A 13,133-nucleotide genomic window follows, 5' to 3' on the forward strand; every position below is an offset into this window, starting at 1 on the left:
GCCATCCTCGGCCGGTTCAGGCAATCGAACGCACGTTCTGCGGTTGAAGGATTCGATCCTGGCGCTGCAGATGCCCGAGCAATGCATCGAGGAACGTGTTGGAGGAATTGAGGCGGATAAGGGCGCCATACACGATTTCCTTGATCACGCGAGGATCGTGCTCGACCGCGGGTTCGATGACGTTGTCGAACCAACCTTTGCCATGGATGGCGTCAATGCGGATATGCAGGTCGTGATAGGCCAGACCGAATTCCGGCAGGCCCAGGCGCCGCCAGCCGGCGACCAGTTTCTTGAAGCGCCGGGGCGCGAGATATTCGGTCACGCCGAAATAGCCGATGGCTTTGTAGTGATGCCGCGGGCTCAGCGCCAGGCACGCCGAAAGATTGCCGCACACTCGCGCTTCAGGCAGCAATGACTGTTCGATGTAGCGTGCATCGACCTCCAGCGCTTTCAAGGCTTTGCTGAATAACAGTGTGTGGACTTCACGCTCATCGCCGTTACCCATTTCATCGAAATAGTTCTTGGCGATCTCCATTTTCTCGGCGCCGACCGTGCCCACTTGCATCAGGGCGAGGATGTCGTCGAAGCGCGGATCAAGTGTGGTTTCCTGAGCCAGGAAAGTTCTGAACCCTTCGACACTCGCCTGATCGCGAAGATAGTTTTGAAAGAACGGATGCGCGCCCGCCGGATGTTGCGAAATCAATTGTTTGAACCAAGTAACGAATGCAGCGCCACCGGTGGGCATGACATCGAATATATCGGCAGGAATACCATCTATTTCTTTTTGCAGGATAGCCGGCTCAAGCAATGTGGTGATATCTGCAAATACACAAGAGACATCGACCTCTACTGTTTCCATGGCCGGAACGGAAAACCGGTAGTCATAAATGACGGCCAGCACTCGATGCAGTTCTTCGCGGGCCTGCGCTTGGCCAGAGGCGGCCAGACGCTTGAGGCGCAGGCATTCGTCGAGGACACGCTGACGCAATTCATTATTAAGCGCATACGGCTGAACGCCACTCGCCCCTTGGCTGCAGTAGTCGCTGATAAATGAAATCAAATTGAAATCTTGAGTTTGCATCAAATACTCCTTTTGACGAAAAGCCTGACTTTCATCCGCAAATAACAGCCAGACCAACTCACACTAAGCACACCGTATCAGTTGCACTTAGAGCCATTCAGTAGGTTGCTATTCAGTTGCGTTCTATAGTCCATTCAGGTTGTTCTAAAATCAATTCTCGAATTTTCGAACGCTTTCAACTTATCGAGAACGAAGGCGCAAAATGTCGTTCTGTTCATGTCGCGGGCAGCGGCTTTTTTTCCCGCTCATGGATGAACGGGTCGTCACGGCGCACTTCTAATACCGTGCAAAACCGTGTATTCGTAATACCAAAGAAGAAAGCCGCGAGCGCCCGGCAGTTGCTTTTTCGGGCGGCATAAACAATAACGATTCTTATTGTCGCGGTATGGAGATAGTTAAAAGTCTGTCGTACCCAAGGGATTGTCATGAATCACTTAGTCAGAAAGCTGGACTTCACTTCCTTGCGTCTGTTCGTGACAGTGTGCCAAGAGAAGAACATCGCCCGGGCCGCCGAGCGCGAGTGCATCACCCCTTCCGCCGTCAGCCGTCGTATCACGGAAATCGAAGCGATCGTCGGGCTGCCGATCATCCATCGCGAATCGCGGGGTATTTCCGTTACGCCGGTGGGCGAGATGATCATTCGCCACGCCAAGGCCATGATCGCCAGCCTGGAAAGTCTCAACGCCGAACTCTCGCAATTCACCTCCGGTGCCAAGGGCAGCGTGCAGATTGCCGCCAACCTGTCAGCCATCGTGCAGTTTCTGCCTGAAGACCTGGCCGCCTTCAAACGGCTGTTTCCGGACGTCGAAATCCTCGTCGACGAACACAACAGCGCGCACGTGATTCGCAGCGTCAGCGAAGGCAGCGCCGAAGTCGGTATCTGCAATGCCAACTACGGCACCGGCGAACTGGAACACTTGCCCTATCGCACCGATCGTCTGGTGTTGGTGGTGCCGCTCGGCCATCCGCTGGCCGAAGCCAACGCGGTGACGTTTGCCGACATCGTCAATGAAAGTTTCGTCGGGCTGGGTGAAGAAACCTCGCTGATGACCTTGCTCGCCCAGCGCGCGCGGGACATTGGCGGAGAACTCGACGTCAAGATCCGCGTCCGCAGCCTCGACGTGCTGTGCCGCATGGTCCACGTCAAACTGGGTGTGGCGGTGGTCCCGCAATTGGTCGCGGAGCTGAATGTGAATGCCCTCGACCTGCGGGTCATCCCGATCGTGGAGCCGTGGTCGACGCGCAAACTGGTGGTGGTATTCCGCCACCGCGATCGCCTGACCGCCACGGCGGCGGCGCTGGTCAACTATCTGACCAACAAGCACTGAGGTGCTGACGCTCGCCAATCGGCACGGTAGCCATCTCGACATGTCACGTCTGGAAGTGGATCGACGAAGTAATATTTGGAAACACTTCCACCGGGACCGTTGCCATGACCATCACTGCCCGCCCCAGGACTCTGTACGAAAAGATCTGGGACGCCCATGCCGTTGACACCGATGCCGACGGTACGACGCTGCTCTACATCGACCGTCACCTGATCAACGAAGTCTCCAGTCCGCAAGCCTTCGAGGGCCTGAAGCTCAACCAGCGCAAGCCTTGGCGAGTGGCCTCCAATCTCGCCGTGGCCGACCACAACGTGCCCACCAGTGATCGTGCCGGCGGCAAGATTCGCGACCCGTTCTCGCGCATGCAGGTGCAAACCCTTGACGCCAACGCCCAGACCTACGGCTTCACGTACTTCGGCATGAACGATCCGCGCCAAGGCATCGAGCACGTCATCGGCCCGGAGCAAGGCGCGACGCTGCCAGGCATGACGGTGGTCTGCGGCGACTCGCACACCTCGACCCACGGCGCCTTCGCCTGCCTGGCGCACGGCATCGGCACATCCGAAGTCGAACATGTGCTGGTCACCCAGACTTTGCTGACGAAAAAGATGAAGTCGATGAAAGTCCAGGTCGATGGTGAACTTCCGCCCGGCGTGACGGCCAAGGACATTGTCCTGGCGATCATCGGCAAGATCGGTACCGCCGGTGGCACCGGATGCGCCATCGAATACGCCGGCTCGACCATTGCCGCGCTGTCGATGGAAGGCCGCATGACCATCTGCAACATGTCCATCGAAGCCGGGGCACGTGCAGGGCTGATCGCCTTCGACGATACGACGCTCAACTACGTCAAGGGACGTCCCTTGGCTCCGGTGGGTGAGCAGTGGGATCAGGCTGTCGAGTACTGGCACACGCTGCACTCCGATGCCGAGGCGCACTTCGACGTCGTGGTCAATCTGGACGCCAGCACCATCGAGCCGCAAGTGACCTGGGGCACGTCGCCGGAAATGGTCGCGCCCATTGGCGGCTCGATTCCCGACCCCGCCCAGGAGGCCGATCCGGTCAAACGTGACGGCATGCGCAAAGCCTTGGCCTACATGGGCCTGCAAGCCGGAACGGCGATCAACGATATCGTCATCGACAAGGTCTTCATCGGCTCCTGCACCAACTCCCGCATCGAGGATCTGCGCGCCGCCGCCGACGTCGTACGGGGTCATTCGCTGGCGCACAACATCAAACTGGCCATGGTGGTGCCGGGCTCTGGTCTGGTGAAAAGCCAGGCCGAACTCGAAGGTCTGGATCAGGTGTTCATCAATGCCGGCTTCCAGTGGCGCGAGCCCGGCTGCTCGATGTGCATGGCCATGAACGACGATCGCCTGAGTGTCGGCGAGCGCTGCGCTTCTACTTCCAATCGCAACTTCGAAGGACGCCAGGGTGCCGGTGGGCGCACGCATCTGGTCAGCCCGGCGATGGCCGCAGCCGCCGCGATCGCTGGACGCTTTATCGACATCCGCACCCTGCAGAACCCATCACCATAATAAGGACGTTACCGTGAAGCCATTAACCCAACATCGAGGCTTGGTCGTTCCCCTCGATCGAGTGAACGTCGACACCGACGCAATCATTCCCAAGCAATTTCTCAAGTCCATCCGGCGCACCGGGTTCGGTCAGAACCTGTTTGACGAATGGCGTTACCTGGACCTCGGCGAGCCGGGCCAGGACTGTGCACAGCGGCCATTGAACCCGGATTTCGTGCTCAATCAGCCGAAGTACGCAGGCGGTTCGATTCTGCTGACTCGCGCCAACTTCGGCTGCGGATCGTCACGCGAGCATGCCCCGTGGGCGTTGGAGCAATACGGATTTCGGATCATGATCGCGCCCAGCTTTGCCGACATCTTCTTTCACAACAGCTTCAAGAACGGCATGCTCCCGATCGTCCTCAGCGAAGCGCAAGTAGACCGCCTGTTCGACGCTGCCACCGGCGCCACACCGCTGCAGTTGACCGTTGATCTTGAAGCGCAACGGATCCGCGACGACCAGCACTCGCTGGATATCCCTTTCGACATCGATCCCTTCCGCAAGGCCTGCCTGCTCAATGGCCAGGACGACATCGCCCTGACCCTGCAACGTGAAGCACGTATTCAGGCGTTCGAGCAGACTCATCTAAAGCGTTTTCCCTGGCTGCTGAACACTTTGTAAGCGCCATCCGCTGACCGCGTTGCCGCACGGGACTGTCACCGTACCTTCGACACAATCCCTGCGGAATCGATGCCCCATAGCACCGGCGCGTGATATCGCCGATTGCCTGCGGGGCTGGAATGGATGCCGGTTGCCCTGTCCAGGGCCGCCGAGGTTTAACGGAGTGAGTACATGTATCCGATCAGTTTGTTGCATCATTTGGACCTGACCACGCTGAAGCTGCTGCTGTCGATCAGTGAGGAAGGCAATCTGACCCGCGGCGCCCGTCGAGAATCCATCGCTATCTCCGCAGCCAGCAAAAGACTGCTCGGCCTTGAGCAAGCCATTGGCCTGCCCCTGTTTATCCGTGAATCCAAAGGCATGACGCTCACCGCCGCCGGCGAGACCCTGCTCGACCACGCGCGGCAAATGTTGCAAGGAGTGCAACGCATTCACCTGCAACTGCTCGAGCACGCCCGCCAGGCGCAGGACTGTGTGCGGGTGGCGGCCAACCCCTCCTCCATCGCGCAATTCGTGCCGGACGACGTCAGCCAGTTTCTCAAGACGCACAAGAATATCTGCGTCGACCTTACCGAAGAATCGAGCCTGAATGTCTTGCAGTCCGTGGAGAGTGGCAGCGCCGACATTGGTGTTTTCGCCGACAACGGCAGCGCTCACGGGTTGTACAGCGAGCCCTACCGACAGGATCGGCTGGTCATGGTCGTGCATGACAAGCACCCGCTCGCCACACGCGGACGCATCAGCTTCGAAGAGTCCCTGGACAATCACCACATTGGCCTGCATGGCAATGACTGGATCAGCCAACACACTCTGCAGGCCTCCCTCGCCGCTGGCAAACCGCTGAACATTCAGACCCAAGTGCCAAGCTTTGAAGTGCTCTGCCGCATGGTGCAGGCCGGTGTGGGCGTCGGCCTGATTCCGTATCAGGTGTTCACCAGCCTTGGGCCACCGAAGAATCTGGTGTCGCTGGATCTGCACGAACCCTGGGCCACCCGCAATCTGATGGTGGTGGTGCGCAATCCACGGCTGCTGTCACCGGCGGCCAGCAAGTTGTTCGGCCACCTGACCCATGCCAGCAAAGCGCAAACGGGCACCCTGTGGATGGCCCACGCCGGCGAGCGCAAGCCGCAAGACCGTCCTTCACTGCTGCGTGTTTCCTGAGCCCGGGTGATTTGATGAACCTGAAAGATCTTTTGGTTGCCACTGCCCTGGCCTCCCTCAATGCCGCAGGCGTGAGCGAAAGGGCGGACGCCGCCGATTCTGCCGCCACCGAAGTCTGTTACGGCGTGGCCAAAGCCGGCCATAACGATTGTGCCGATACCAGTTGCTTCCACTCCTGCTCAGGCATGAGCAGTGTCGACAATGACCCTGGCGAATGGACCATGGTGCCCAAAGGCACTTGCACGCAACTGGGCGGTGTGCCGCATGCCCAGCCCCAGGCCTGCTCGGCGCACACGGCCACCATCGCCCCGTCCACGGATCTGCAGGCCGGCGCGGCCTTGTACGCCCGAGGCGATCCGGCCCGTACCATTCCAGCCTGTGTCGCTTGCCATGGCCCGCAGGGTAACTCGCAAAACAGTGCTTACCCGAAACTGACCGGGCAATTCGCCGATTATCTCGATGGCCAGTTACAAGCCTTTCGCGACGGCTCACGGCCTTCTTCGGTCATGGCGGTGGCGGCGAAATCATTGTCGGATAAGGACATTACCGAGCTGTCCTACTATCTGGCGACACGCCCCCCGCTCACCGAAGCCAATCGCCTCAGAACCGAAGCCCTGCAAACCCGACTACGCGAGAACGATCGGGTGATCGGCGAGCCGTTCAGCGATTGCGACAGGGCTTGTCCGCCTCTGGTGCCGATCCCGGCCGGAGACTTCACCATGGGTTCACCCGCCTCCGAGGAACAGCGTTTCGGCAATGAACAGCAACATCCGGTGAACATCCCCAAGGCGTTCGCCATGGGGGTCACCAGCGTCACCTTCGATCAATGGCAGGCCTGCGTGGATGACGGTGGCTGCGCAGGCTACACGCCCAGTGATGAAGGCTGGGGCCGCGGCAATCGGCCGGTCATCAACGTCAGCCCGGGGGATGCCCGCGCCTACCTGCAATGGCTTAGCGCCAAGACTGGCCATCGCTATAGCCTGCCCAGCGAAGCACAATGGGAATACGCCGCCCGTGCAGGGACGAGCACGGCGCGCTGGTGGGGGGAAGCGGCCAGACGTGATCACGCCAATTACGGTCCCGACGATTGTCCGGCACAGATCCGCTGCGGGGGATTTGTATCGGGCCAGGACGCCTGGCTGAACACCGCCCCCACGGCCAGCTTCGCCGCCAACGGCTTTGGCCTGTACGACATGCTCGGCAACGTCTGGCAATGGACCGCTGACTGCTGGCACCACGACTACACCGGTGCGCCCGAGGATGGCAGTGCCTGGCAGGACGCGCAGTGCGGTCAACGGGTCATTCGCGGTGGCGCGTGGGGCAATATTCCCGCCTTCATCCGCTCGGCCAGCCGAGCGGGTTACAAGGTCGAGGGCCGCACCAGCAACATTGGCTTCAGAGTGGTGCGCGAACTTTAGAGTGACGGCAGTCGACAGAAGCGGATTGCCCGCTCCTGTCGGTGCTTCAGGCTTTTTGGGTGCGCGGCAGGAAGATCGCCAACACGCCAAACAACGGCAGGAACGAGCACAGGAAATACACGTACTCAATCCCGTGAATATCCGCCAGATGCCCGAGCAACGCCGCGCCAATTCCGCCAAAACCAAACATCAGACCAAAAAACACCCCGGCAATCATCCCGACATTGCCCGGCACCAGTTCTTGCGCGTACACCACAATCGCCGAGAACGCCGAAGCCAGAATGAAGCCGATCACCACGCTAAGAACACTGGTCCAGAACAGATCAACGTGAGGCATGAGCAGCGTGAACGGTGCCACGCCGAGGATCGAGAACCAGATCACCGCCTTACGCCCGATCTTGTCGCCGATCGGCCCGCCGAAGAACGTCCCCGCTGCTACCGCACCGAGAAACAGGAACAGGTGCAACTGCGAACTGGCCACCGACAGGTCGAACTTCTCGATCAGGTAGAACGTGAAATAGCTCGTGAGGCTGGCCATGTAGAAATACTTGGAGAACACCAACAGCCCCAGCACCACCAAAGCACTGATCACCCGGCCCTTCGACAGCCCGTGAGTCGCCGCTTGGCCAGCCTTGAGCTTGAACAGATTGAGGTGATGGGCGTACCAGCGACTGATGCGGTACAGCACGAACAGTGCAAACACCGCGAACAGACCGAACCACGCCACATTGGCCTGACCGAACGGAATGATGATCGCCGCCGCCAGCAACGGACCGAACGCGGAACCGGCGTTACCGCCAACCTGGAAGGTCGATTGCGCCAGGCCAAAGCGTCCACCGGAGGCCAGTCGCGCAATCCGCGAGGCCTCAGGGTGAAACGTCGAAGAGCCGATACCAATCAGCGCCGCCGCCAGCAAAATCAACGGAAAACTGCCAACCATCGACATCATCACGATGCCGATCAGCGTGCAGATCGAACCCGCCGGCAACAGCCACGGCTTCGGATGCCGATCGGTGTGATAACCGACCCAAGGTTGCAACAGCGAGGCGGTCAGTTGAAAGGTCAAAGTGATCAGGCCGACCTGAGTAAAGGTCAGGCCGTAATTGGCCTTGAGCATCGGGTAGATCGAGGGCAACACTGACTGAATCAGGTCGTTGATCAAATGCGCCAGCGCCACCGCGCCGATGATACGCATCACCAAAGGACTGCTTTGCGGAACAGCGGGCGCCGAGGCAGCGGCGGTCTGAACGTTGCTGATAGCCATGAAAGTTTCCGGACAGCAGATGGGTGCACACAGGCAGGTGCGTCAATGTGCCATTTTTCGGTGCGCCAGCGCCATCCCCTTAGCCAGCTAACTAACTGACCTGACCGAATCATGTAGGAACTGCCGCAGGCTGCGATCTTTTGATCTTGCCGTTAAAAACACAGATCAAAAGATCGCAGCCTTCGGCAGCTCCTACAAGGGATAGGTGATAGCGCAACGCCATGGTCTGAATCTTGCCTTGCTACTTGCCTTGAACGCGGCGCCCTTACAAAGGGCACCGACAATGGGAAGTTTCGCTACAGAGCCGGCCTACAGAGCGGGCGAGAGTGAACTTTCGAGGCCTTTTAGCAGGGCACAGGTCGCGATCGAAACGAGCGCGATGCACGCCGATGGTGCGTGGTGTCCAGAGGAGTCATGGGGCATGCAGGCTTTCCTTTCACCGGGGATCAAATTGCTGGGGCGGTTTGGCTTCGCAGGTAAATTCCAGTTGTTGTTTCTGCTGTTCATTCTGCCGTTGGCCGGCAGCCTGTTGATGATCGGCCAGGACTATCGCGACAAGCTCAATCTGATTTCCGGCGAACGCGCCGGCGTACGCCAGTTGCTCGCGCTGGATGCGCTGGACAACCTGCTCGCCGCCCAACGCGACCGCGCCGCCCGTTGGCGCGCCACCGAAACCAATCGCCAACCGACGCCGGCCACCCTCGCCGCCATGGGCGCGTTTGACGCGGTGCAACCGGCGGTTCTGCAAGCCACCACGGACTTGGGCAACGCGCTGAAAAACGAAGGCGCCGAAGGCGAAACCCTCAGCCGCTATCAAGCACTGCAAACCGCACTCAATGGTCTGGATTCGAAAAGCCTCAGCGGCGTCGGCTGGTGGCCGGACGGTTACGACCGCTTCACCAACGCTCTAAGCGCCCTGCAAGCGTTGCGCGAACAGATCGTCATGGACAACCGCCTGACCCTCGCACCCTGGCTGGAAACCTATCTGCTCACGCAGATCTCGACCCAACACGCGCCGGACCTGATCGAACGGGTTGGACGCCTCGCTGCGGTCGGGCAGGCCTCGGTGGTCTCCGGCCAATTCACCCTGCAAAGCCGTCTGCAATTGCGCGACCTGCGCAGCCGCATCGGCGATGCCCGCGAGCAACTGGTGAAAACCGCCACGCTGCTCGAAGCACGCCTGCCGAAGGATCAGCAGAGCTGGGCCAGCCAATATCACGACAGCCTCAAACACCTCGACAGCGGCCTGAAGGTGCTGGATGACGGCGTGTTCGGCGGCAGCATCAACCTCAAACCGGAAGATTTCGAACGCAGCCTCGACGCTTTGCTGACCGATCTCGCCGCCCTGCGCCAACAGTCATTGGTATCGCTGGATCAGCGACTCGACGCCTATCACGGCTCGGCGATCCGTCAGTTCATCATCGTCGCGGCGATCTTCGGCTGCCTGCTGCTCGCGGCGCTGTACCTGTTTGTCTGCCTGCAAGCCTCTATCCGTCGCAGCGCCAGCGGCATCACCCTGCTCGCCGAAGCCCTGCGTGACGGCAACCTCAGTCTGCAAGTGCCGGTGGAGGGGCGCGATGAGCTGGCCGCGATCAGCACCGCGCTCAACGTTGCCGTAGTGCAACTGCGCAGCAGCATGCTCGGTGTCGATCACGAGACCTCGCAACTGAGCAACGCGGTGCGCAGCCTCAACGAACACTCCAGCGGCGCTCTCAGTGAAGTCGAAGCACAGCAGTTGCAGATCAGCCAGATCGCCGCAGCTGCCACGCAACTGGCCGCGACCTCGCAAGGCGTGGCGCAAAGTTGCGAACAGGCCTCCGGCAGCGCACAGCACACCCGGCGCATCGCGGCCGACAGCAGCCGTGACAGCCAGCGCACCACGGCGAGTATTCAGCAGCTCAATCAACGCTTGAACGACACCGCTGCAGCGCTGGGCCGGGTCAGCGAGCAAGGCCAGCAGATTCAATTGGTCGTCGACACCATTCGCGGCGTCGCCGAACAGACCAATCTGCTCGCGCTCAACGCGGCCATCGAAGCTGCGCGTGCTGGTGAACAAGGTCGCGGCTTTGCCGTGGTCGCCGACGAAGTGCGCAGTCTGTCGCAACGCACGCAGTCGTCCACCGCGCAGATCGCCGGCACCGTCGACAGCCTGCGCGCGACGGTCAACGAAGCCGTGAGTTTGATGGAAGCGGCGTGTGGTCAGGCGCAAACCGATGCCGATTCGGTCACTGGTCTCGGTGAGCGTTTAGGAGAAATCGCCAGCGCCGTGCAGAGCGTCACCGACACGTTGGCGCAGATCGCCACAGCGGTTGAGGAGCAAGCGAGTACCGCCGACGAAGTCAGCGGCAATATCCAGCAGGTAGATCAGGCGGCCGTGCGTTTGCTCGAAGGCGCGCGGGCGGTGAACCTCGCGGCGGACACCCTGAGTCAGGGCAGCCATGCCTTGAGCGCCAATACTGCAAGATTTCAGCTGCGTTGAAGCCCTGCCCGGCCCGGATTTTCCGGGCTGGAGGATAAGCGGTTGAAAATAAGAAGAAATATTTTAAATTTACGCTTGACGCTTTTCCATTTCAGGGGAATAATGCGCGCCACTTGGCTACATAGCTCAGTTGGTTAGAGCATAGCATTCATAATGCTGGGGTCCGGGGTTCAAGTCCCTGTGTAGCCACCAAGTACTAAAAACGGCTTACCGAAAGGTAGGCCGTTTTTTTATGCCTCGAGAAAAGTCTCGGTAATCGGTTACTTCAAAACATCCTTCTCTTCGTCGCTCGCTTTGGTTGCTGCCTGTGCGATCAGTGCATCAAGCATCTGCGCAATGACCTTCTGTTGGACCTTCGAAAGCTCATTGATGGACTGCAACCGTCGATACCACGTCGAGGTCAAGCTGCGCCTGGGCGTCTCGGTGTACGAGGGAACCCCGAGCAGGTCTTCAACAGGCACGCGCAGCGCAAATGCCATCTTCACCAGCGTCGTGACCGGCATGCTGCGCGTGCCCTCCTCGTAACCCTGAAAGGTCTGCCGGGAAAGACCTAAAGCCCGTGCAAACCGAGTCTGTGTGATCTCGTGAACTGTGCGTAAGTGAACAATGCGACTGCCCATCGCCACCAGAAAATCGCGATCCTCATTGGAAACACTCATGACAATGGCCGACTGAAAATAGAGTTGAATGGCAACGGACTTATCCCTTTCATCTGAAATCCATCCTGGAAAAAACGATAGAAACCATCCTCAGGTAAGGGCGCGTAAGTTGTCGACCTGAAAAATCTGTAGGAGAAATGTGGAGCAACCGCCAAGTTGCGGCGAGGTACTACAGGCGCGAAATGCCTTTTCAGCAAGCCAACGCCACCAACCCTTTCGCCCAGATTTGCCGCGTGCGCAAACCGACCATCGCCCGCCAATCCGGATCAGCCGGATAGAACTGCTCGAGCAGATTCACTTTGATCCCCCGCCCCGTCGCATCCAGCGGATCGCCATGCAAATGCAACCAATGGTCATCGCGCAAACGCCGATGCACATCCGGCCCCGGATACGTTCCGCACTCGATCACGAACGGCATCAACTGCACGTCCGGCAAGGCATTGAGCAACGCCTGCGAGGTGTACCCGGTAGCCGTCGCTGCCACTCCGGTTTCGCTCAAGGTGTCGGCGCCCGTGTGCAGCGTGTAAAGCCATGGGCCATAAATTGCCTGGGCCTGCGCGAGTGCCGGGTAAGGCGCCTGGGTGATAGTCAGCAACATCGGATGACCGTATTCACCAGCGCCGGTGTGCAGATCGAAACACATCACGGTTTCAGCGCCGGCCAGGTGCGCTTCGATGATTTGATGCAACGTGCGATTCGACCAACTCGGCGCGCGGCCGCCGTAAAACAGGCCGTCGGGATGGCTGTGTTGACCGCCCTCGACAATCGACATCACCGCTGGCCAGCCGTGCTCTTTGATCTGCGCATCGAGCAAGGCGTCGGCACGCTGACGCTCGGCGCCATTCAGATCAGTGCAGGCGTAGATTTCATGCAGTGCGGCGTACGCGCGGTTATCCGGCAGCGGCCCGGTAAAATCGAGGTGGTTGCGGTTGAGGTCGATGTTGTCTTCGTTGACCCGGCGCCACCACGCCGTGCCCCATGGGTTGATCAGGTGAACCATGACCACCGCAACATCCTTGGGCAGCGAACCCGGTTCGAAGGTTTTCAGCCAATCGATCTGACAATCCGAGCCGTAATAGCCCTCGACGCCGTGAGTGCCGCTGAGCGCTACCAGTCGGCGTTTGGCCTGTGGATCGCCGAGCACGGCGACGTCTGTGCTCAGCGGTTCGCCAAAAGGGCCGCAACTTGGATGTGCGTAGGAGGTGAGCGTGGCGCCGGCGGCAGTGGCGGCAGTGATGAACTGTTCGCGTTGATCGCGGTAGCTGGATTCGGTGGGGAACTCGCTGTGCATGCGTGGCCTCTTGTGATTTTTATGCCTTTACCTGTAGGAGTGAGCCTGCTCGCAATAGCGGTGGTTCAGTCAACACTGATGTTGGCCGTAATGACGCTATCGCGAGCAGGCTCACTCCTACAGGGGATGTTGGTGCTCCATAAATTTGAGCTTGACCCTAGCGAACATCCGCCCCGAAAAGAAAGACAAAAATGCCCATCGGTTTGCGTCGCGACCGAGCGGTCGATAAAGTCCCGAAGACTTTTATCCCACG

General features: G+C 59.6%; 10 protein-coding genes and 1 tRNA gene. 7 read left to right on the forward strand and 4 right to left on the reverse strand.

All coding sequences use genetic code 11. The annotated features are described in order from the left end of the window. Positions 1–16: 16 nt before the first annotated feature. Positions 17–1,081 (reverse strand): iron-containing redox enzyme family protein, encoded by a 1,065-nt coding sequence (locus tag PspR84_RS24265; RefSeq protein ID WP_160059406.1) that lies wholly within the window; start codon positions 1,079–1,081, stop codon positions 17–19. Positions 1,082–1,506: 425 nt separating this feature from the next. Here PspR84_RS24265 and PspR84_RS24270 point away from each other — a divergent pair, with 425 nt between their 5' ends. The 5 genes from PspR84_RS24270 to PspR84_RS24290 all read left to right on the forward strand — a co-directional run bounded on the left by PspR84_RS24270 (position 1,507) and on the right by PspR84_RS24290 (position 7,187). Next, complete coding sequence (locus tag PspR84_RS24270) at positions 1,507–2,409, forward strand: LysR family transcriptional regulator (RefSeq protein ID WP_160059407.1); 903 nt, start codon at positions 1,507–1,509, stop codon at positions 2,407–2,409. A gap of 104 nt (positions 2,410–2,513) precedes the next feature. Then, positions 2,514–3,947, forward strand: coding sequence for a 3-isopropylmalate dehydratase large subunit (gene leuC, locus PspR84_RS24275; RefSeq protein WP_160059408.1), 1,434 nt, complete (start codon positions 2,514–2,516; stop codon positions 3,945–3,947). A 13-nt stretch (positions 3,948–3,960) separates the two neighbouring features. Beyond that, positions 3,961–4,608 (forward strand): 3-isopropylmalate dehydratase small subunit, encoded by a 648-nt coding sequence (leuD, locus tag PspR84_RS24280; protein WP_160059409.1) that lies wholly within the window; start codon positions 3,961–3,963, stop codon positions 4,606–4,608. Positions 4,609–4,779: 171 nt separating this feature from the next. Further along, a complete protein-coding gene (locus PspR84_RS24285; RefSeq protein WP_160059410.1) occupies positions 4,780–5,769 on the forward strand; it encodes a LysR family transcriptional regulator in 990 nt (329 codons plus the stop codon). Positions 5,770–5,783: 14 nt separating this feature from the next. Beyond that, complete coding sequence (locus PspR84_RS24290; protein WP_160059411.1) at positions 5,784–7,187, forward strand: SUMF1/EgtB/PvdO family nonheme iron enzyme; 1,404 nt, start codon at positions 5,784–5,786, stop codon at positions 7,185–7,187. A 46-nt stretch (positions 7,188–7,233) separates the two neighbouring features. Here the strand turns inward: PspR84_RS24290 and PspR84_RS24295 are convergent, their stop codons facing one another. Further along, the gene (locus PspR84_RS24295; protein ID WP_160059412.1) at positions 7,234–8,451 is read right to left on the reverse strand and encodes an MFS transporter; all 1,218 of its coding nucleotides are present in this window, start codon (positions 8,449–8,451) and stop codon (positions 7,234–7,236) included. Positions 8,452–8,872: 421 nt separating this feature from the next. On the opposite strand from PspR84_RS24295, the gene PspR84_RS24300 reads away from it, so the two are divergent. Next, on the forward strand, positions 8,873–10,930 hold the full coding sequence (locus PspR84_RS24300) for a methyl-accepting chemotaxis protein (RefSeq protein WP_160059413.1): 2,058 nt from the start codon (positions 8,873–8,875) through the stop codon (positions 10,928–10,930). Positions 10,931–11,045: 115 nt separating this feature from the next. Then, positions 11,046–11,122, forward strand: a tRNA-Met gene (locus tag PspR84_RS24305). 68 nt (positions 11,123–11,190) lie between these two features. Here the strand turns inward: PspR84_RS24305 and PspR84_RS24310 are convergent. Further along, a complete protein-coding gene (locus PspR84_RS24310; protein WP_238785170.1) occupies positions 11,191–11,589 on the reverse strand; it encodes a helix-turn-helix transcriptional regulator in 399 nt (132 codons plus the stop codon). Positions 11,590–11,779: 190 nt separating this feature from the next. Continuing rightward, on the reverse strand, positions 11,780–12,880 hold the full coding sequence (locus PspR84_RS24315) for a DUF2817 domain-containing protein (RefSeq protein WP_160059414.1): 1,101 nt from the start codon (positions 12,878–12,880) through the stop codon (positions 11,780–11,782). Between the last annotated feature and the right edge of the window lie 253 nt (positions 12,881–13,133).

It is taken from the genome of Pseudomonas sp. R84, assembly GCF_009834515.1.
GTDB lineage: Bacteria > Pseudomonadota > Gammaproteobacteria > Pseudomonadales > Pseudomonadaceae > Aquipseudomonas.